The following is a 19,703-nucleotide window of genomic DNA, read 5'->3' as shown; positions in this document are numbered from 1 at the left end:
CCACCCATGTCCGGCAACACCCTCGGCCTGCTGTTTGCAGTCACCACCTTCGGCGAATCCCATGGCCCGGCCATCGGTTGCGTGATCGACGGCTGTCCGCCGGGCATGGCGTTGAGCGAGGCCGACATCCAGCCCGATCTCGACCGCCGCCGCCCCGGCACCAGTCGCCATGTGACGCAGCGGCAGGAAGCCGATCAGGTGGAAATCCTCTCCGGCGTGTTCGAGGGCAAGACCACCGGCACGCCCATCGCCCTGCTCATCCGCAACACCGACCAGCGCAGCAAGGACTACGGCAACATCCTGAACACCTTCCGCCCCGGCCATGCCGACTACACCTACTGGCGCAAATACGGCCTGCGCGATCCGCGCGGCGGCGGTCGCTCGTCGGCCCGGCTGACCGCGCCCATCGTCGCCGCCGGTGCGGTGGCCAAGAAGTGGCTCGCCGCGCAGTACGGCGTGACGGTTCGCGCCTGCATGACCCAGCTCGGCGAAGTGCCCATCCCCTTCCAGACCTGGGACGCGGTGCATCAGAACCCGTTTTTCGCGCCCAACGCCGACATCGTGCCCGAGCTGGAGGCGTATATGGACGCGCTGCGCAAATCGGGCGACTCGGTCGGCGCGCGCATCATGGTTGCCGCCAGCGGCGTGCCCGCAGGCTGGGGCGAGCCGCTCTACGACAAGCTCGACGCCGACATCGCCCACGCGCTCATGGGCCTGAACGCGGTGAAAGGTGTGGAGATCGGCGCAGGCTTTGCCAGCGTGGCGCAAAAAGGCACGCAGCATGGCGACGAACTCACCCCGCAGGGCTTCACCTCGAACAACGCCGGCGGCGTGCTCGGCGGCATCAGCACCGGGCAGGACGTGGTGGCCTCCATCGCCATCAAACCCACATCGAGCATCCGCCTGCCGCGGCAGTCCGTGGACCTGCACAACGCGCCCACCACGGTGGAAACGCATGGACGGCACGATCCCTGCGTGGGCATCCGCGCCGCGCCCATCGCCGAAGCGCTGGTGGCCATCATCCTCATCGACCACGCCCTGCGCCACCGCGCGCAATGCGGCGACGTGCAATTCGACGTGCCGCCTATTGCGGGCACCTGAAGATGACCAAGCTGCTGATCTGATCCCGGCTTTGCTCGCCCTGGGATGACCACTTGATCAATGGACTCCCAGGTGCGTGAGCTGGCATCACATGAGTAGTGGCGTGCCGCATGCGCTGAGCAAAAGTGGCACGGCAAAAATAGCGGCGAACAAAAGTAGTCTGGACATGACGTTCTCCTTAGGTGATTAGATTTCTGGGACCCTCTGGAACAGCCAATTGCTGTTCCATTGGTTTTCACCTTAGGCCGCGTGCGCGTATAAAAACACCTACTGATCAGTAGTGATCCGCCGCGAATGCGGGGTCAAAGCGGCTCCTCGTAGCCAGAGTGACATGAATTCGGTACGTCCATGCACGCCGAACTTGCGATAGATGCTCGTCGCATATTGGTGCAGTGTCGCTTCGGTCAGGCCAAGGTGGTTGGCGATGACCTTCTCTCGGTCGCCATTGAGCAACTCCGGAACCAGCCGCTGTTCGGCAGGAGAAAGGGGTTCGGCGCACAAGCCCAGACCATGCCCGCAGAGCAACTGCCGATGGAACCACTTGATGCCGCGCAGCGCCTCTACTGCCTGCTGCATGAGGGCTGCGTCAAAAATTTTTCCGTTGATACAGGTGTCGAACATGAATGCCGACTCAGCGTGGGCATTGACTGGCGAGACGATCCACGTCCGGGTGGAAATGTTGGGCTGGTGATCGAAAAGGGAGTAGTGCTGGGTCTGCTCATGCGCCGTCGGGTCGAACATCCCGGTGCACATGCTGAAGCTGCGAAACGTTCCAGAGGTGGCGACAATCATTTGCGCGGCTGCGTCGGCAGTTGGCGTCTGCATGATCGGCGTGCCGTGCTGGATACGCTCTGGGGTTGTGAATTCGGTGCGCAGCATTTCCACAGATGCGCCAATTCGCCACCCCTTGAGCAAATCAGGGCGCTGGGCCTTGTGGGGAAGGCGCACAAGGCCCATCCAGTACCCGTTTTGTGAGACAGTCCAATCGCACAGGGCTCTCAGACAGAGTGCCAACGCTGCCTGCATATCCTGCGTGCCGTGGTCGGCCAAGTCGTCCCATAGACGATACACGTCGTCGTCGAGCGGGGTATGCATTGGTTCTTCTTTTTATGGGCAGCCAAATTGGTCCCGCCGACAGGAATCGAACCTGTATTTGCCGCTTAGGAGGCAGCTGTTCTATCCATTGAACTACGGCGAGGTGTGCGCCCGAATTGTAGGCGCGCAGGGTTCAGCGGCTGTCGCGCAAGCGCTGGTGGAGGTGTTCGGCGATGGCCTCGCGGGTCTGCTGGGCCAGGGCGCGGCGGGTGGGCGCGCGCAGCGGGGGCAGGTAGTTGACTTCCACGCGCAGGGGGGCGGCGGCGCTCATGCGCCACAGGCTGCCGACCATGGTTTCATCGCCCACATACGAGGCGGCGCGGCTGAAGCGGCCGCTGCGCTGGTCGGCGTAGAACAGCAGCACGGGCTGCACCGCGGCGGCGCAGTCTGATGAGCAGGCGGCCTGGAACAGATTGGCATGAAACGGCAGCAGATCGTGGCCGTAGCTGGTGGTGCCTTCGGGGAACACGCCGACATGGTCACCATCTTGCAGGCATTGCGCCATTTGGTGGATAACGCGCACCACGTCTTGCGCGCGCTCGCGCTCGATGAACAGCGAGCCCACGCCGCGCACCAAGGGGCCGATGAGAGGCCATTGCGCCGTCTCGGATTTGGAGACGAAGCGCACGGGCTGCACGGCGTTGATGGCGAAGATGTCGATCCACGACACATGGTTGGCGGCAACTAAAGACGGGGTTTGCTGCGGCGCGCCGTTGACCTGTAGCGCAATGCCGCTAAGCCGCAGCAGCTCGGCCGACCAGTCGCGGATCTGTTGCTGTTTTCCAGCCGCGTCGAGCTGGGGAAACAGTTGACGCACGATGCGCTGGCCGCGCAGGGCGTGGGCGCTGAGCCGGGTCAGCCGGGTGGCGAAACGCACCGGCGCGCCGACGCGGCGCAGCACCGGCGCGGGGGTTTGGGCGGGCGGCTCGCAGAGCAGCGCCGGGGGGTTTTCGGCGGGCTGCGGCGCCGGGTTCATGCAGGAGTGGCGACGGGCTGCGCGCTCCACACCACGCGGCCGTCGATCACGGCGTGCCGGGTGCGGCCAGGCAGTTCCTGCTCGGCCAGAGGGGTGTGGCGGCTCTGGCTTTGCAGGGCGTCAGGTAGGGCGCGCCAGCGGGCCTGCGGATCGACGAGGATGAGCTCGGCCGCAGCGCCGGCTTCCAGCGTGGCTGGGGGCAGACCGGCGGCCTGCGCGGCGCGGTGGCCCACACAGCCCAGCGCCTGCACCAGCGGCAGGCCGCTGTCGGCGGCGAATTGCAGCGCGGTGGACAGCAGCAGCTCCAGCCCGGTGGCGCCGGGCGCGGCGTCGGCGAAGGTCTGGGTCTTGTCGTCGGCGCTGATGGGGGTGTGGTCGGAGCACAGCGCGTCGATGGTGCCATCGGCCAAGGCGGCGCGCAGGGCGTCGCGGTCACGGCTCTGGCGCAGCGGCGGGTCGAGCCGGGCGCGGGCGTCGAAGTAGCCGATGTCCAAGTCGGTGAGCATGAGATTGTTGATCGACACGTCGCAGGTCAGCGGCAGCCCTTCGGCCTTGGCCTGGCGGACCAGCGCAACGCCTGCGGCGCTGGAGAGCTTGCTCACATGCACCGCGCAGCCGGTGGCGCGCATCAGCTCGAACAAGGTGTAAAGCGCCACGGTTTCGGCCATGGCGGGCACGCCGCTCAGGCCCAGGCGCTGCGCATAGGCGCCGCTGGCGGCGATGCCGCCTCGGCTGAGCGAGGCGTCTTGCGCACGCAGCCAGACCTTGTAGCCGAAGGTGCTGGCGTATTGCATGGCGCTGTAGAGCACCTTGGTGTCGGTCATCGGCGTGTCGGCTTGGGAGAAGCCGATGCAGCTCGCCCGGGTGAGCTCGGCCATTTCGCTCAAGCTCTCGCCTTTGAGGCCTTTGGTGAGCGCGCCCAGCGGATAGACGCGGGCGCTTTTGATGCGCCGGGCGCGCCAGCGCAGCATTTCCACCAGGCTGGGTTCGTCGAGCACGGGGTCGGTGTCGGGCGAGCACACCACGCGGGTGACGCCGCCGGCTAGCGCCGCGCGCAGTTCGGTTTCCAGCATGCCCTCGTGCTCATAGCCGGGCTCGCCCAGGCGGGCGCACAGGTCGATGAGACCGGGCAGGACGAGCAGGCCGCGCGCGTCGAGCGTCTGGTCGGGGGTGAAGCCTTCGGGCGCTTTGCCCACGGCGACGATGCGCTCGCCGGAGATGGCGATATCGCCCTCGGTATCGAGCCCGCGCAGCGGGTCGATGAGGCGGCCGCCGCGGATCAGAAGTTGCGTGGTGCTCATGCGGGGCTTTCGGTGGAGGCGACGATGGACAGCACGGCCATGCGCACGGCGATGCCGAAGCGCACTTGGTCGAGGATGACGCTGCGCGGCCCATCAGCCACGCTGCTGTCGATCTCGACGCCGCGATTGATGGGGCCGGGATGCATCACGATGACATCGGGCTTGGCCAGTGCCAGGCGCCCGGGCGTGAGGCCGTAGGTCATGTTGAATTCATGCGCGGACGGCAGCAGCGCACCCGACATGCGCTCGTTTTGCAGTCGCAGCATCATGATGACGTCGGCGCTGCGAATACCCTCGGCCATGTCGTGGCAGACGCGCACGCCCATGTCGCGCAGATTGTCGGGCGCCAGGGTCTTGGGGCCGACGGCGCGCACCTCGGCAGCGCCCAGCGTGGTGAGCGCGTGAATGGCCGAGCGTGCCACGCGCGAATGCACGATGTCGCCGACGATGGCCACGGTGAGGTTGCTGAAGTCGCCCTTGAAATGACGGATGGTGTACATGTCCAGCAGACCCTGGGTGGGGTGGGCATGGCGGCCATCGCCGGCGTTGACGATGTGCACATGCGGGGGCGTGTGCTGGGCGATGAGAAAGGGCGCGCCGCTGTCGGAGTGGCGCACGACAAATACATCGGCATCCATCGCTTCGAGGTTGGCGATGGTGTCGAGCAGGCTCTCGCCCTTGCTCGTGCTGGAGCGCTGGATGTCGAGATTGAACACGTCGGCCGACAGGCGTTGCGCCGCGATCTCGAAGGTGGTGCGGGTGCGGGTGCTGTTCTCGAAAAACAGGTTGAACACGCTCTTGCCGCGTAGCAGCGGCACTTTTTTCACTTCGCGGCTGCCGAAGCTGACAAAGCCCTGCGCGGTGTCGAGGATGTGCGTGAGCACGTCGCGCGGCAGGCCTTCGGGGGTGAGCAGGTGGCGCAGCTCGCCGTTTTTGTTGAGTTGGGGGTTGTGGGCGCGGGTCATGTTCACCAACTCGGTTTATTTGCTCACCAGATCGAAACGAAAGCGGATGCCCTCCGACACGTCTTCATCGCGCAGCAGCGCCAGCGAGACCTCGTCGGGCAGATCGAGGAGGGTGCTGGCAGTGATTTGCGGGCAGATGGGCAGCTCGCGGCCGCCGCGATCGACCAGCACCGCCAGATCGATGCGCGCCGGACGGCCGAAGTCGAACAGCTCGTTCATCGCTGCGCGGATGGTGCGACCGGTGTGCAGCACGTCGTCGATGAGCAGCACGGCCTGATCGGCGATGGGCACGGGCAGCGCGGTGCGATTGGCGCTGGGGTGCAGACCGCGGGTGGCGAAGTCGTCGCGGTGAAAGGTCGAAGACACCACGCCGTAGGGCTGCGCCAGTTGCAGGTCGGCGTGCAGCCGCTGCGCCAGCCAGGCGCCGCCGGAATAGATGCCGATGAGCAAGGGCGGCTCGGCCTGCGCCGCGACAGTGCTGCGAACTTGCGCGAGCAATTGGGCGTAGAGCGCCTCGGCGTCTGGAGGGGCGGCGATTGGGGAAGCAGGAGAGGAAGGCATGGTCAGCGTTGCTGCAGGTATTGTTCGACGATGAGCTGGGCGGCGGCGCTGTCCACATCTTTGGCGCCGTCGTCTTCGGCGGCGACCGAGGTGTAGCGTTCATCGACCAGCGCCACCGGCAGCCTGAAGCGGCCTTCAAGCTGGCGGGCGAAGCGCTGGGCGTGGGCGGTATTGTCGTGCGCGGCGCCGTCGGGGTGCAAGGGCAGACCGACCACGAGCTGCTGCGGCTGCCACTCACGAATGAGCGCGGCGATGGCGTCGAACTTGAGGTCGTTGCGATCGGCGCGCAGGGTGCGCAGCGCCGTGGCGCTGCGGGTGAGGCTGTTGCCTACCGCCGTGCCGATGCGCTTGGCGCCCCAGTCGAAACCCAGAACCGTGATCTCACGGCCCGCGACGGGCTGCATGGCCTCAGGCATGTCCTGCGGTTTGCGACAACATGGCCGGGTTGAAGCCCAGCAGCGCCATGGCCGCGTTGAAGCGGGCCTCCACCGGGGTGTCGAACAACACGATGGGGTCGGCCTCGACGGTGAGCCAGCCGTTCTGGCCGAGTTCTTCTTCGAGCTGCCCGGCGCTCCAGCCAGAGTAGCCCAGGGTGATGAGGCTGCGCGTCGGCCCGTCGCCCGCGGCCATGTGTTCGAGCACGTCCTTGGAGGTGGTCATTTGCAGGCCACCGGGAATGTCGAGGCTGGAGGCATAGGCCGTATCGGTGGTTTCGTGCAGTACGAAGCCGCGCTCGGTCTGCACCGGGCCGCCCTGCAGCACAGGCTGCGAGGCGTACAGTCCCGCGTGGTCGAGGCCAACGCGTTCGAACAATTCCTTGACGGTAATGTCCGACGGGCGGTTGATGATCAAGCCGAGCGCGCCGCGCGCCGAGTGCTCGCAGACGTACACCACGGTGCCGGCAAAGTTCTCGTCGGCCATGCCCGGCATGGCGATCAAAAACTGGTTGCTCAGATTGGAGGCGTCGGGGCGAGGGTTCATGAGGTGGAGTTTATCGCGCCGGGCCGCAGATTTTGCGCTGCTGGGTTATGGTTAATCTCCATTTTTTCCCGAACCCTCTGCACATGCCGACTTCCATTGCCGACCGTTCCGCCAGCTCTGCCGTGGAAAAACTGCCGCTCGGTCTGGTCTGGCTGCGGCGCGATTTGCGCCTGCACGACAACGCGGCGCTGCACGCCGCCCTGCGCGCCTGCGACAAGGTGGCGCTGGCGTTTGTGTTCGACCGAGACATTCTCGATCCGCTGCTGCAGCGCGGGCTGCAGGCGGATCGGCGGGTGGAGTTCATCCTGGCGGCGGTGGCGGAGATCGACGCCGCTTTGCGCGAACACGGCGCCGCGCTGATCGTGCGCCACGCCAGCGCGCGCGAGGCGATCCCCGCGCTGGCTGCCGAGTTGGGCGCGCAGACGGTGTTCTGCGGACGCGACGATGAGCCCGAAGCCCTCGCGCGCGATGCGGCCGTCGAGCGCGCCTTGCGGCAAGACGGGCGGGCGCTGCGCACCGTCAAAGAGCACATGATTTTCGAGCGCGACGAGGTGTTGACGGCCCAGGGCAAACCGTACTCGGTCTTTACGCCCTACCGCACCGCCTGGCTGGCGCGGTACGCCGCACAGCCGCAGCAGCCCGTCGATAGCGCGGTGACCTCCGCCCGGCTGGCCGCGCTGCCAGCGGCGTTGCGGCAACCGTTGCCCACCTTGTCCGAGCTGGGTTTTGCGCCGTCGAATTTGCACGCGCTGAAACTGCCGCTGGGCGCGTCTGGCGCGGCGGCGCTGGTGGACGACTTCAGCCGTCGCATCGATGACTACGACCAGGCGCGCGACTACCCGGCGCGCAAGGGGCCGAGCTATCTCTCGGTGCACCTGCGCTTCGGCACGGTCTCGGTGCGCGAGCTGGTTGCGATGGCCTGGGCGCGGCAGCAGGCGGGCAGCGAGGGGGCCCGGGTCTGGCTGTCCGAGCTGGTGTGGCGCGACTTTTATTTTCAGATTCTGTTCCACCATCCGCATGTGGTGAATGCGGCTTTCAAGCCGGTTTACGACCGCATTCAGTGGCGCAACGACCCGGCGCAGTTCGCCGCCTGGTGCGAGGGCCGCACCGGCTATCCGCTGGTGGACGCGGCCATGCGCCAGATCAACCAGACCGGCTATATGCACAACCGCCTGCGCATGGTGGTTGCGAGTTTTTTGACCAAAGACCTGGGCATCGACTGGCGCTGGGGCGAGCGCTACTTTGCCGATCATCTCAACGATTTCGATCTGGCGGCCAACAACGGCGGCTGGCAGTGGGCGGCGAGCAGCGGCTGCGATGCGCAGCCGTACTTCCGCATTTTCAACCCGGTGGCGCAAAGCGAGAAATTCGATGCGGGCGGCGATTTCATCCGCCGCTATGTGCCCGAGCTGGCGCAGTTTGCGTCCAAGGACATTCACGCGCCGTGGAAGGCGCCCGCAGCGCTGCTGCAGGCGGCCGGGGTGCGGTTGGGCAGCACTTACCCCGTGCCGATCGTGCGACACGATCTGGCGCGGGCCGAAACGCTGGAGCGCTACGCGGTGGTGAAGGCTCAGTGATTCACTGCCGACTGGGTAAAGGTGCGAATCAGTTCGAGCAGCCCGGTCTCGGAATAGGGCTTGCCGAGATAGTGATTCACCCCAAGCTGCGCGGCGTAGTTGCGATGCTTGTCGGCAATGCGCGAGGTGATCATGATGATGGGCAGCTTCTGCAGCCGTGAGTCGGCGCGGATGTTGCGGGTGAGGTCGAAGCCGTCCATGCGCGGCATTTCGATGTCGAGCAGAATCACATTGGGCAGGGTGCTGGTCTGCTGCAGTTGCTCCAGGGCGTCGAGGCCGTCTTTGGCGAGTTGCACCAGATAACCGTTGCGCTGCAGGAAGCGCTGCGTGACGCGGCGCACGGTAATGGAGTCGTCCACCACCATGATGAGCGGATTGCCGCTCTTCGCGGCCTGCGCCGCGTCGCCCGTGGGGGGCAGGCCGGGAGTGAGCCCGGACGCATCGATCGGCGTCTCGCTGGGCTCGGAGGTCGAAACCGAGGTGGAGACAGCGGCGGGAACAGCGTCTGCACTCGGGGCCACGGGCGTCAGCGGCACAGCCTGCATGCGGGCCGCGGCATCAGCGCCATAAACCGCGGCGAGCGCCACCGGGTTGTAGATCAGCGCGGCGTCTCCGTTGGGCAGCACGGAAATGCCGGCCAGACCCGGCACGCGCGAGAGCTGCGGCCCCAGATTTTTCACCACCACTTCGCGGTTGCCCACGACTTCATCGACCTGAATGGCCACACGCTGCGTGGCGCTTCGAATCACGACCACGGGCACGCTTTTGCCGAACGGCTCACTGCTGCCGCCCGATTGCCCAAGCAGGGCGCCCAGCCAGTAGAAGGGCAGGGTATTGTTGGCATACTCGATGCTCAGGGTGCGCGCGGCGTTGGAGATCTGCTCGGGCTTGAAGCGCAGCACGATGTCCACCAGATTGGCGGGCACGGCATACACGGCAGCGCCGGTGCGCAGCAAGACCACATGGGTGATGGCGGTGGTCAGTGGCAGCAGCAGGGTGAAGCGAGCGCCGGAGCCCGGCTGGTTGTCGAGCAGCACGCGACCGCCCAGGGCGTTGACTTCGGTGCGCACCACGTCGAGCCCCACGCCGCGGCCAGCCACTGCGGTGGTGCTCTCGGCGCTGCTGAAGTTCGGGCGGAAGACCAGTTGCGTCAGTTCTGCCTCGGAGACGTTCTGCCCTGGGGCGAGCAGGCCGAGGCGTTCGGCCTTGGCGCGGATGGCGGCATAGTTGAGACCGCGTCCGTCGTCGGCCAGGGTGATGACGACTTCGTTGCCGTCTTGCCGCAGGCTCAGGGTGAGGGTGCCGACTTCGGGCTTGCCCGCCGCCTTGCGTTCTTCCGCAGTCTCGATGCCGTGCGCCACGGCGTTGCGCAGCAAGTGGTCGAAGCTGCTGGAAACGCGCTCGAGCACGCCGCGGTCGAGTTCAATGGCGCCGCCGATGATTTCCAGGCGCACCGCTTTGCCGAGGTCTTTGGCGGCCTGACGCACGGTGCGGTAAAGCCGCTCGGACAGGCTGTCGAACTCGACCATGCGGGTGCGCAGCAGGTCGCGCTGCAGCTCGCGGGTCTGGCGCGCCTGGCGGGTCATGTCGTCGTCGACTTCGCGCAGCAGGCGGCTGAGCGTGCCCTGCACCATGGCGATGTCGTTGACCGACTCGGCCATCATGCGGGTGAGTTCCTGCGCGCGGGTGAAGCGGTCGAATTCGAGCGGGTCGAAATCGCGGTTTTCGTCGCGCGCGGCCTGCACCTGCGCGCTCATCTGCGCCTCGGCCTGAATTTCGATTTCGCGCACCTGCTGGCGCAGACGGTCGAGGTTGTCGCTCAGATCGCCCACCGAAGCGCGGATGGCGCCGAACTCGTTTTCCAGCCGGGCGCGCGAAATGGTGATTTCGCCCGCCTGATTGACCAGACGGTCGAGCAGCCCGGCGCGCACGCGCACAGCCTGTGCGGCGATACGCGGCGCGAGGACGCGGTTGACCGGCTCGGCCGCAGCAGGCGTGGCAGCTGTGTTGACGGCCACCGCAGGCAGCGGCTGGGCCGACGCAGCGCTGTCGGGCTCGGCGCTTGGGGTGAACACCTCGGAAACGGTGGCCACCGGCAGGTCGGCCAGCTGGCTTTCGCCGCGCTGCGCCGCGCTGCACAGGCGGTCGAAGCGGGTGTTGAGATGGTCGAAACGGCCCAGCAGCTCGGCCAGATCGGCCTCGCTGACCGGCGTATTGGCCGTCAGGGTGTCGATGTCGGATTCGAGGCTGTGCGCCAGGTCGCCGAGTTGCATGGCGCCAGCCATGCGCGCACTGCCTTTGAGCGTGTGCAGCGCCCGCATGGCTTGAGCGGCTGGCGCGGTGTCTTGCGGATGCTGTTCCCACTGGCGCAGGCTGGCGGCCAGGGCGGGCAGCAGTTCGTTGGCCTCTTCCTCGAAAATTGGGAACAGGTCGGGATCGATGGTGTCGACCAACTGGTCGGCAGACGCGGCAGATTGGGTTGCGCTGACCTGCGGCTGCGGAGTTTCGGCCGAGGCGGGCTCGAGCGTTGCGGGCGCAAGCTCTGGAGCGGCGATTTGTTCAGGCTGGACAGCCGGTTCGGCCGTGTGGGTCAACTCGGTTACCGACTCGGCGCTCGGCTGGGCATTCTGGGCCAGCGCAGCTTCCTGCAGGGCTTCGAGCCGGGTGAGCAGCTCGGCTTGCACGGGCTTGAGGAAGCCCGCGGCAAACTGGTGCAGCAGTTGTTTGATGTCGCTGGCCGCCTGTGCCAAGGCGTCGAGATCGGCAGGTCGCGCGGCGTGCGCGGGCAGGTCGCGCAGGGCGTCGAGCGCATGCTCGGTCTGGCTGGCGAGATCGGCCACACTGCGCAGGCCGACGGTGGCCGAACTGCCCGCGAGCTTGTGCGCCGAAATGACGGCCGCATCGCCGAGCGCCTGGGCGGGATCGGTCAGCCAGTCGTGAATGTCGCTGTACAGATGGCGCGAGAGTTCGTCGGCTTCGGCCAGGTAAATGTTGTAGAGCGGGGTGGGAATGCGCAACTCGCCGATCTGGCGGTAGCCGGGTTCGCCTTCGTCGCTATTTTCGGGCGGCACTGGTGCGATGTCGGTGTCGGCGGCGGTGTCGGCCGGGGGAGCTTGCTGCGCGGAGACGGCCGCCTCGAATTCAGCCATGTCGGCTTCTTCGACCTGGGGCAGATCGACAGCGGGCAGATCGACAGCGGGTACATCGGCCTGAGCAATCTCGACCGGGGACATCTCGGCCGAAGGCATCGGCTCGGGCGCCAGGGTGTGATGGGGAAGTTCGAGGTCGATGCCTTCGAACAGCGCATTGAAGTCGGTGGGTTCGTGCAGGGCCTCCGGTTCGGGTGCTGCTGGTTCGCCGGGCGATTCCGCCGCTTCAACGGCGGCGGGTTCGGCGGCCATTGAGGGTTCGTTAGGTGCGTCGTGCAGGGTGGGCAACGCGGGCTCGGCGGATTCGCCTGCTGCATAGGCCTCGGCGGCACGGCGCAGGGGCTCGCTGCTGAACGCCTCGGCCTGGCCTTGCTGGATCGCTGCGGTCCATTCGCCAAGCTCGGTGAGCGCGTGCGCGGCCAGGTTGAGCAAGGGCGGAGAGGCCCGGTGCTGATCGGCGATTTGGCGGTTGAACACTTGTTCGAGCGCCCAGGCGGCTTCGCCATAGTCGCGCAGGCCGACCATGCGCGAGCTGCCTTTGAGGGTGTGAAAAGCGCGGCGCAGGCTGGTGAGCGCGCCTTCGTCGTCGAGGTTGGCGTGCAGTTGCTGCAGTTGTTCGTGGCCGCTTGCGATGACCTCCCGGGCTTCCTCCAGGAAGATGTCGTTCAGTTCGTCTTCGGCGTCGTCTTCGGGCTCGGCGGGCGGGGTCGCCTCCTGAGCGGGTTCAGGGGCGGATTCAGGCGTGACAGTCGGCTCGGCCGGGGTTGCGGACGCCTCTTGAGCGGGGGCGGCGTCTGTCTCCTGGGGCGTGTGAGGTTCACTCGGCAGTTCGCTCACACCTTCGCTGGGCACGCTCAGCATCTGCGCCGGAAGATCGGGTACGCCGGCCAGGGCGGCCTCGGCGCGCAACTGCGCCAGGCGTTGCTGCGCCTGCTCGGGCGGCAGGCCCTGGGCGATGTCGTCCTTGAGTTGCTGCGCCGCGTGCTCGACGTCTTGCTGCAGGGTGGGCGGAGCGGTGCGCTGGGTGGAGGGAACGACGGCGCGCAGCTCTTTTTTGCCGTTGTCGAACACGAACAGGGTTTTGGCCAGCTCGGGTTGGTAGGACAGCATGTCGACCAAAAAACCGAGCACGCCGATATTGCTGGCCAGGGCGTCGAAGCGCTGGCTGTCGGTCGGCACATCGTCGGCCACGAGGCTGTCGATTTCGGTGCGCAGGTAGCTCAGCGCCTGGCTGGCGACATCGACGCCGAGCACCGAGAACACGCCGCGCATCTGCGACAGCAGATGAGGCACTTGCGCCAGATCGGGCTTGTGCGACGGGTCGCGGAAATAGGCGTCGAGCAGTTTCTCGACGGTGCTCATATCGGCGCGCAGTTCTTGCACCACGCTGCCCATGGTCTGTGACTCGGAGGCCTGGCGGAACAGGTCTTCCATCCAGCCGGCCAGCGGGTCTGGCGTTTGGCCGTTGGCGCTCTGGTCGAGGCGCCGCGCGAGGATTTGTGAGCGCTCCAGAAATCGCTGCTCTTCGGGACGGAAGTGGGCAAAGGTGATTTCGAGAAACAGAATGGCGGTGGCGACATCGAGCGCGCGCTCGGGGGTGAGAAAGTCGCTGCGCGCGCTGATTTTCTTGAACAGGCCCGCGAGCGATTGCGGCAGCGCTTCGCTGCCCGGCGTGAGTGCGTGCAGAGGTTGTTCTAGCGCCTGGGTGAGATCGACCAGGCGGGCCATGCGAGCGGGATCGAGGTGCGTCTGCGCGTGACCAGCCAGTGCGCTCCAGGCGTCGCGCAGGGTTTGCACGCGCTTGCGGACTTGCTGCACCAGGGCGGGGTCGATCAGACCGAAATGGCTTTGGTGGTAATCGGCAAACGGCGCGGCGGCTAGGTGCAGCCGGTTGTCAATGGCCCGCAGCACCGGAAGGGACTGCGCGGTGACGTCGCCATTGCCGTGCAGCGACTGGGCGCAAAAGAAGGTGAGGTCGTGACCCAGCCTTTGGGGGGCGGGGCTTTGCCCTTGCAACTGGCTGCGCAATTGCAGGTTGAGGCGGTTGAGCAGCCGTTTGATGTCGAGATCGGGTGTGAGCAGGCCGCTGCCGATGGCTTCGAACAAGCCGCGCGCGAGCCACCACAGGCTGGCCGTCGGCCCCGCGCTGCTGGCCTGCGCCCGACGCGCGACGGCGTCGAGCGTCTGCATGGCGGAGGCGGTCTGCTGACCGCGCAGCACATGCAGCAAGCCCATTTCGAACTGGGCGCGATCATCCTGCGTCAGCGTGGGGGCAGGGGCGCCTGCGGCGTCGGTAACGGGCGGGGCGTCCGGCCAGGTCCAGTCGTAGTCCCACAGGTCGGCCGGGTGGATGCGCTCGGCCTGCGCCAGTTCCATCAGGTCGCGGTACTGCGGATAGAGCTTGAGCGCCGGTTCATTTTTGCCCGCCCGCTGGGATTCGAGAAAATCGACCAGGGCGTTGAAGCCGGCCTCGAAACGCTGCAGTGCGTTGTTGTCGAGTTTTTCCGGATGGTCGATGAGTTGATCGAGCGCGTTCTCGGCGGCTTGCATCAGGCGCGCCGCGCCAAAAAAGCCCAGCAGTTCGATGGCGCCTGCGGCCTGGTGCACCTGGGTGCGAGCGGTGCGCAGACCCGTTTTTTCGGCCTGGACCGAACCGAGCACGCCGTCGTCCTGCTGCTGGGCGGCGCGCTTGAGCGCGGTGCGGGCGGACTGGAGGTTGTCGCTGATCTGATCGAGCAGCCAGGCCAAAGGCCCCATGTCCGTCTCAGGGGCGGGTGCCACGGCGGGATTCGAAGCGGAGACTGTGTTCATGCCGGAAAACGCGAGGGACGGACGTTGGAATGCATGCGAGGAAGGCGGGTCAGTTGATCTTGAACCGCGAGACGGACTGGCGCAGATCGTCGGCGACACGCGCGAGGTCGCGCACCAGCGAGGCGGTGGAGCGCGTGCCTTCGGAGGTCTGCTCGGTCACGGTGAAAATGGTCTGGATGTTGTCGGCCACCTTGTTGGCGGAACTGGCTTCGATCTGGGTCTGTTGCGAAATCTGCGTAATCAGCTCGGCAAGCTGGCGCGACACCGCGTCGATCTGGGCCAGCGCGGCGCCGGCGTTATCGGCCAGCTTGGCCCCTTCGACCACGCCCTGGGTGCTCTTTTCCATGGCGGCCACGGCGTCTTGGGTGTCGGTCTGAATGGTGCGCACCAGCGCGGCAATCTGCTTGGCCGACTCGGCCGAACGCTCGGCCAGGCGCTGCACTTCCTCGGCCACCACCGAGAAGCCGCGACCCGCTTCACCCGCTGACGCGGCCTGAATGGCAGCGTTCAAGGCCAGCACGTTGGTCTGTTCGGTAATGTCGGAAATCAGCTCGGTGATTTCGCCGATCTCCTGCGACGATTCACCCAGCCGCTTGATGCGCTTGGAGGTATCTTGAATCTGGTCGCGAATGCTGTTCATGCCGTCGATGGAGTTGCGCACGGCGCGCTGCCCCTGCTCGGCGGCCTGCAGCGACTGGTTCGCCACCTCGGCCGATTGCTGCGCCTGAACCGACACCTGGTTGATGCGCTGCGCCATGTCGAGAACCGACTGACCGGTTTCACGAATTTTGTTGAGCTGCTCGTCGGCGCTGCGCATCAGGCGGTCGGAAGTGGTTTGCGCCTGAGAGGCGCCTTCGCCCACCTGGTCGGCCGTCTGCTGAACCTGTCCCACCAGGGTGCGCAGCTCTTCCACGGTGTAGTTCACCGAGTCGGCGATGGCGCCGGTAATGTCTTCGGTCACGGTGGCCTGCTGGGTGAGGTCGCCCTCGGCCACGGTTTGCAGTTCGTTCATCAACCGCAAAATGGCGGCCTGATTCGACTCGTTGGTGCGCCGGGCTTCAAGCTCTTGACGCTCGGTTTGCCGACGCTGCAGTTCCACCAGCGTGGCACGTTGGCGCGCCTCGTTGAGCATGATGTAGATCAGGTCGGTGGCGGCGATGATGGCCAGCAGGCCCAGCAGGGCGAGGAACAAAATCGCCGGCCAGCTCACGCCGGTGCGCGAGGAATACAGGCTTTGCAGCTGATTGAGGTTGTCGTAGAGCTGGCCGGATGAGGCGAGCACCGCGTTTTGCGCCTCACGCGCCGAGGCCAGGCTGGGCAGGTTGGCCAGCAGGGTGCGGGCAGAGGCTTCGGTCTTGGCGTAGGTCTGGATCAGGCTTTGCAACTGTTGGCGCGATTGCGGATCGGCTAGGGCGGTGAGTTGCAGGTCGGCATTGCCGTCCAGCAGTCCCTTGCTCAGCGTGTTGAAGGTGGTCAGATCCTTGCCGAGGGTGAACACAGCCTCGGGCCGCACGCCTTGAAACGACAGAAAAGCGTTGGCTGATTTGTCGATGCGCTGGGTCAGCATGGTGAGCTGGCTGGCGGCGTTGATATTGCTCGCCGACGCTTTTTGCTGCAGCAGCAGCGAAGTCAACGTCTGGGCGCTGTCGAGCAGGGCATCGGTCTGGCGGTTGATGTCGGTGAGCTGCTGGGCAGTCGTCGTCAGCACACCTTCCTGCTTGGCGAGCAAGTCGGCGTTTTTCACGCTGGTCTCGGTTTCCGGGCCGATCTTGTCGAGTAGCGCCTGGCCGCCAGCGGGCACGCTGGTTTGCTGCAGGACGGCGACTTCCGATTTCAGGGCCTCGGCGCTGGAACGCACGGTGGCGAAAGCGTCTTTATTGCCCAATAGCGCCGCGTTCATCGAACGCGCCAGACGCTGAGACTGGGTCAGCGCCGCGCCGGAGGCTTCGAGCTGCCGGGCCGAGTCGGACGTTCCACGCAGCACCACAATCAGGGTCAGGCCGAGCAGTACCAGCGAGATGATGAGCAGCACGCCGAAAAAGCGCTGTTGCTGGGCCAGCATCATGCGGCTGATCATCGGCAGCCGCAGAATCAGCGGGCGGTTGCCCTGGGCTTGATGCAGGGCGCTGGTCGGATCTCCGATGCTGGAATCGATCTGCAGGGTTTCCTGTCCACCCCGGCCGAGCGCCGTCGGCGCGATTTCGGTGTCGCTTGACGATTCGTTGTTTTTCGTTCCGAAAAGGGACGAGAGTAAGGACATGACCGCTCCGTAAAACGTGATGAAGTTGAGGATGCAAACCGGCAGATGACGGTTGACTAAAAACAGGTACAGCGCAGTGAAAGCAAATTCAGCAAATTCAGCAAATTCAGCAAATTCAGCAAAATCGCGCGTCGATCGAAATTTCAGGTGACGCTCAGGAATTGTTCGTTTTCGGCCAGAGCCAGCAGGTCGACTTCATGCCAGAGGTTCTGCTCGGCATCGCGATATGTGCTTCCCAGCCAAGGGTGCACCCCTTCACCAAGCCCATCCTCTTGAACGCGGAGAACTTTCTGGAGTTGATCGGGGTTGCGCAGCCCGACCAGTTGATCGACCAGCAGGGCGGTGTTGATGTCGAGCGCCGGGGCGAACTGGATGAGTCGGGCCTGCGGCGTCAGGGCAGCGGCGTCTTCGCCCATGAACCGGCCCAGATGCACCACGCCGCAGACCTGGCCCCGCAGACTGACCAGGCCCAGGAACCAGGGCAGGGCGTGCGGCAGCGGGGCGCAGTGCTGCATGGGCGAAATCTCGCCCGAGAACTCCAGGGGCAGCAAAAAGCGCCACTGCCCCGCCAGCACGGCCAGCCAGCGTGAAGGGGCTTGCCCGCTTTGCGCGGCCGTCAGGCGTTGTGCGAGATGGGTCTGAAATTCGCGCAGCGAGGCTCTGGACATAGGCGGAGACGTTGGGTGGAAGACGAAGCGGTGCGGACGAGCGTGAGCTTCAGGCGATGGCGCGGATCTTGTCGAGCAACTCGGTGGCGTTCACCGGCTTAATGACATAGTCGGACGCGCCTTGACGCATGGCCCAGACCTTGTCGGTTTCAAGCTTCTTGCTGGTGCACATGATGACGGGTATGCCGGAGTAAGCCGGGTCGCGCGTGATCTGTCGCGTGAGCTGAAAGCCGTTCTGGCCGGGCATCACCACATCCATCAGAATCAGATCGGGCTTCACGGCCGCGAGCATGGCCAGCGCCTGCTCGCCGTTTTCCGCCGTGTTCACCGCAAAGCCGTGCTTGGTGAGCAGGTCGGAGAGGAAATACAGCTCGGTCTTGGAATCGTCAACGATGAGAATATTGTGTACGGGCATGGCGGATGAAAAGAAGAGCGAGAAGCGCGAGAAGCGCGATCAGGAGCCGGTCGCAGCAGCAGGCTGGTTGGCGTTCAGGTGCCGCTTGACTGCGTCGAGCAGTTGATCTTTGGTGAAGGGCTTGGTCAGATAGTCTTGCGCGCCGACCATGCGGCCGCGCGCCTTGTCGAACACGCCGTCCTTGCTGGAGAGCATGACCATGGGGATATGGGAAAACTTGCCGCTGCGGCGGATGACGGCCACGGTCTGATAGCCGTCGAGCCGGGGCATCAGAATGTCGCAGAAAATCAGGTCGGGCTCGTGGTCGTTGACCTTGGACAAGGCGTCAAAGCCGTCTTCGGCGAGCAGCACCTCATAGCCGGCCTGCTTGAGAAAAATCTCGGCGCTGCGGCGGATGGTGTTGCTGTCATCGATGACCAACACTTTGAATGGGCTGGTAGGCGCAACCATGCACATCCTTTGCAAAAGGGGAAAAGGAAAAACGCTGTAAACAGCTGCGGTGACTTGCCGTTCCCGATTAAACCGGCACCTTCTCAAAAAATGGCGCCGTCTAGACCGGCACCATTTCGAAATCTTCTTTGCGCGCACCGCACTCGGGGCAGGTCCAGTTCATCGGCACATCGGCCCAACGCGTACCCGGTGCAATGCCGCTCTCTGGATGGCCCTCGGCTTCTGAGTAAATGAAGCCACAGATCAGGCACATCCAACTGCAAAGTTCTTGTTTGTCCACAGCGTATCGGGGTAGAGGAGAAGATTCAACGATTCTATGGCGCGCTGTTGCATTTTGACCTACAGGGCAGGCACCGCTGCGGAGGATCAAGAAGCGCTTGGTCAAGATCATGGCAAGATCGGTGCGGGCCCAGGCTTGCGCCGACCTGCAGTCGCACTACCATGCCAGCATGATGACCGAATCCACAGAATCCCCCCCCGCCGTGATGTTCTTCAACGCGGCTGACCCCAGCGGCAGCGCGGGGCTCGCGGCCGATCTGGCGTCGTGCTCGGCCGTGGGCTGCCATCCCCTGCCGGTCACGACCGCGCTCTGGGTACGCGATACCGCAGAGATTTTCGACACCATCGAGATCGAGGCCGACGCCGTGGTGGAACAGGCGCGGGCCGTGCTCGAAGACGTCGAGATCTCGGCCTGGAAGGTCGGCTTTCTCGGTAGCGTCGACGTGGTCAATGCCGTGGCCGAACTGCTGGCTGACTACAGTCAGGTGCCGCTGGTCACCTATGCCAGCAATTTCCACGTGCTCGACGAGTCGCAGACCGACGATTACATCAAGGCGATGCAGGATCTCATCCTGCCGCAGACCCGCGTGCTCACCGGCAACCAGAGCGCGCTCACCCAGTTGTTGCTGCCGGAGTGGGACGGCGAAGCGCCGCCCACGCTCGATGCGCTGATGCAAAAGTCGCAGCAACTCGGCGTGCAATATCTGCTGGTGACCGGTATCGTGGCCAGCGAGGGCAGGGTGGAGAACGTGCTGATGAGCCCGCGGCGGGTGTTGCTGCGCGAGAGTTTCGAGCTGTTCGAGGCCGGGTTCACCGGCGCGGGCGATACCTTGTCGGCGGTGCTCACCGCGATACTCGCCAATGGCGCCAAGCTCGATCAGGCGGTGCATGAGGCCATCGAATACCTCGATCATTGCCTCGATTTCGGCTACCGCCCCGGCATGGGTCAGGTGGTGCCCGACCGCTTCTTCTGGGCACAGCCCACCGAGGAGGAAGACGATACGCCGAGCGAGCCGGGCACGCCGACCTTGCAGTGACCTCGGGGGCCTCGGGCACGTTTGGCATTCCGCGGCCCGGGCGCCAGTCAAACAACCCCTATCCCGTTTTTTTCTCA

General features: G+C 65.4%; 16 protein-coding genes and 1 tRNA gene. 3 read left to right on the top strand and 14 right to left on the bottom strand.

Annotation, left to right across the window (positions count from 1 at the left end; translation table 11 throughout):
* Window positions 1-6: 6 nt before the first annotated feature.
* On the top strand, window positions 7-1,101 hold the full coding sequence (gene aroC, locus THI_RS13610) for a chorismate synthase (protein ID WP_013106832.1): 1,095 nt from the start codon (window positions 7-9) through the stop codon (window positions 1,099-1,101).
* 267 nt (window positions 1,102-1,368) lie between these two features.
* Here aroC and THI_RS18155 read toward each other — a convergent pair whose 3' ends face one another.
* The 8 genes from THI_RS18155 to THI_RS13570 form a co-directional block, all read right to left on the bottom strand.
* Complete coding sequence (locus tag THI_RS18155) at window positions 1,369-2,196, bottom strand: helix-turn-helix transcriptional regulator (protein WP_013106831.1); 828 nt, start codon at window positions 2,194-2,196, stop codon at window positions 1,369-1,371.
* Between the two features lie 28 nt (window positions 2,197-2,224).
* Window positions 2,225-2,299 (bottom strand) — tRNA-Arg (locus tag THI_RS13600).
* Between the two features lie 30 nt (window positions 2,300-2,329).
* Window positions 2,330-3,172 carry a lysophospholipid acyltransferase family protein gene (locus THI_RS13595; RefSeq protein WP_013106830.1) on the bottom strand — a complete coding sequence of 281 codons (843 nt, stop codon included), beginning with the start codon at window positions 3,170-3,172 and terminating at the stop codon, window positions 2,330-2,332.
* The gene (locus tag THI_RS13590) at window positions 3,169-4,473 is read right to left on the bottom strand and encodes a dihydroorotase (RefSeq protein ID WP_013106829.1); all 1,305 of its coding nucleotides are present in this window, start codon (window positions 4,471-4,473) and stop codon (window positions 3,169-3,171) included. Before THI_RS13590 ends, THI_RS13595 begins: the two co-directional genes overlap by 4 nt.
* Complete coding sequence (locus tag THI_RS13585; RefSeq protein ID WP_013106828.1) at window positions 4,470-5,438, bottom strand: aspartate carbamoyltransferase catalytic subunit; 969 nt, start codon at window positions 5,436-5,438, stop codon at window positions 4,470-4,472. Before THI_RS13585 ends, THI_RS13590 begins: the two co-directional genes overlap by 4 nt.
* A 15-nt stretch (window positions 5,439-5,453) precedes the next feature.
* On the bottom strand, window positions 5,454-5,999 hold the full coding sequence (gene pyrR, locus THI_RS13580) for a bifunctional pyr operon transcriptional regulator/uracil phosphoribosyltransferase PyrR (RefSeq protein ID WP_013106827.1): 546 nt from the start codon (window positions 5,997-5,999) through the stop codon (window positions 5,454-5,456).
* A 2-nt stretch (window positions 6,000-6,001) separates the two neighbouring features.
* Window positions 6,002-6,415, bottom strand: a complete 414-nt coding sequence (ruvX, locus tag THI_RS13575; RefSeq protein ID WP_013106826.1) for a Holliday junction resolvase RuvX — start codon at window positions 6,413-6,415, stop codon at window positions 6,002-6,004.
* Entirely contained in the window at window positions 6,408-6,980 is a 573-nt protein-coding gene (locus THI_RS13570; protein WP_013106825.1) for a YqgE/AlgH family protein, read from the bottom strand. The genes ruvX and THI_RS13570 overlap by 8 nt, the downstream gene beginning before the upstream one ends.
* 83 nt (window positions 6,981-7,063) lie before the next feature.
* On the opposite strand from THI_RS13570, the gene THI_RS13565 reads away from it, so the two are divergent.
* The gene (locus THI_RS13565) at window positions 7,064-8,557 is read left to right on the top strand and encodes a cryptochrome/photolyase family protein (RefSeq protein ID WP_013106824.1); all 1,494 of its coding nucleotides are present in this window, start codon (window positions 7,064-7,066) and stop codon (window positions 8,555-8,557) included.
* Here the strand turns inward: THI_RS13565 and THI_RS13560 are convergent.
* The 6 genes from THI_RS13560 to THI_RS13535 form a co-directional block, all read right to left on the bottom strand.
* Window positions 8,551-14,487: an Hpt domain-containing protein gene (locus tag THI_RS13560; protein ID WP_231836207.1), complete on the bottom strand. Its 5,937-nt coding sequence runs from the start codon at window positions 14,485-14,487 to the stop codon at window positions 8,551-8,553. The two genes, THI_RS13565 and THI_RS13560, sit on opposite strands and share 7 nt — an antisense overlap.
* Window positions 14,488-14,566: 79 nt before the next feature.
* A complete protein-coding gene (locus THI_RS13555) occupies window positions 14,567-16,777 on the bottom strand; it encodes a methyl-accepting chemotaxis protein (RefSeq protein WP_013106822.1) in 2,211 nt (736 codons plus the stop codon).
* 143 nt (window positions 16,778-16,920) lie between these two features.
* Complete coding sequence (locus THI_RS13550) at window positions 16,921-17,445, bottom strand: chemotaxis protein CheW (protein ID WP_013106821.1); 525 nt, start codon at window positions 17,443-17,445, stop codon at window positions 16,921-16,923.
* A gap of 49 nt (window positions 17,446-17,494) precedes the next feature.
* Window positions 17,495-17,860 (bottom strand): response regulator transcription factor, encoded by a 366-nt coding sequence (locus tag THI_RS13545; protein ID WP_013106820.1) that lies wholly within the window; start codon window positions 17,858-17,860, stop codon window positions 17,495-17,497.
* A 39-nt stretch (window positions 17,861-17,899) separates the two neighbouring features.
* Window positions 17,900-18,310 (bottom strand): response regulator, encoded by a 411-nt coding sequence (locus THI_RS13540; RefSeq protein WP_013106819.1) that lies wholly within the window; start codon window positions 18,308-18,310, stop codon window positions 17,900-17,902.
* A gap of 100 nt (window positions 18,311-18,410) precedes the next feature.
* Entirely contained in the window at window positions 18,411-18,563 is a 153-nt protein-coding gene (locus tag THI_RS13535) for a rubredoxin (protein ID WP_013106818.1), read from the bottom strand.
* 199 nt (window positions 18,564-18,762) lie between these two features.
* Here THI_RS13535 and thiD point away from each other — a divergent pair, with 199 nt between their 5' ends.
* A complete protein-coding gene (gene thiD, locus THI_RS13530; RefSeq protein WP_231836205.1) occupies window positions 18,763-19,626 on the top strand; it encodes a bifunctional hydroxymethylpyrimidine kinase/phosphomethylpyrimidine kinase in 864 nt (287 codons plus the stop codon).
* Window positions 19,627-19,703: the final 77 nt, after the last annotated feature.

The sequence above is a fragment of the Thiomonas arsenitoxydans genome (assembly GCF_000253115.1).
GTDB classification, from domain to species: domain Bacteria; phylum Pseudomonadota; class Gammaproteobacteria; order Burkholderiales; family Burkholderiaceae_C; genus Thiomonas; species Thiomonas arsenitoxydans.
The sequence above is the reverse complement of the archived record's forward strand: the minus strand, read 5'-3'. Positions and strand labels throughout refer to the sequence as shown.

Coding starts and splice junctions, on each gene's coding strand:
- aroC (WP_013106832.1), top strand. CDS start 7: ATGTCCGGCAACACCCTCGGCCTGCTGTTTGCAGTCACCACCTTCGGC.
- THI_RS18155 (WP_013106831.1), bottom strand. CDS start 2,196: ATGCATACCCCGCTCGACGACGACGTGTATCGTCTATGGGACGACTTG.
- THI_RS13595 (WP_013106830.1), bottom strand. CDS start 3,172: ATGAACCCGGCGCCGCAGCCCGCCGAAAACCCCCCGGCGCTGCTCTGC.
- THI_RS13590 (WP_013106829.1), bottom strand. CDS start 4,473: ATGAGCACCACGCAACTTCTGATCCGCGGCGGCCGCCTCATCGACCCG.
- THI_RS13585 (WP_013106828.1), bottom strand. CDS start 5,438: ATGACCCGCGCCCACAACCCCCAACTCAACAAAAACGGCGAGCTGCGC.
- pyrR (WP_013106827.1), bottom strand. CDS start 5,999: ATGCCTTCCTCTCCTGCTTCCCCAATCGCCGCCCCTCCAGACGCCGAG.
- ruvX (WP_013106826.1), bottom strand. CDS start 6,415: ATGCCTGAGGCCATGCAGCCCGTCGCGGGCCGTGAGATCACGGTTCTG.
- THI_RS13570 (WP_013106825.1), bottom strand. CDS start 6,980: ATGAACCCTCGCCCCGACGCCTCCAATCTGAGCAACCAGTTTTTGATC.
- THI_RS13565 (WP_013106824.1), top strand. CDS start 7,064: ATGCCGACTTCCATTGCCGACCGTTCCGCCAGCTCTGCCGTGGAAAAA.
- THI_RS13555 (WP_013106822.1), bottom strand. CDS start 16,777: ATGTCCTTACTCTCGTCCCTTTTCGGAACGAAAAACAACGAATCGTCA.
- THI_RS13550 (WP_013106821.1), bottom strand. CDS start 17,445: ATGTCCAGAGCCTCGCTGCGCGAATTTCAGACCCATCTCGCACAACGC.
- THI_RS13545 (WP_013106820.1), bottom strand. CDS start 17,860: ATGCCCGTACACAATATTCTCATCGTTGACGATTCCAAGACCGAGCTG.
- THI_RS13540 (WP_013106819.1), bottom strand. CDS start 18,310: ATGGTTGCGCCTACCAGCCCATTCAAAGTGTTGGTCATCGATGACAGC.
- THI_RS13535 (WP_013106818.1), bottom strand. CDS start 18,563: ATGTGCCTGATCTGTGGCTTCATTTACTCAGAAGCCGAGGGCCATCCA.
- thiD (WP_231836205.1), top strand. CDS start 18,763: ATGACCGAATCCACAGAATCCCCCCCCGCCGTGATGTTCTTCAACGCG.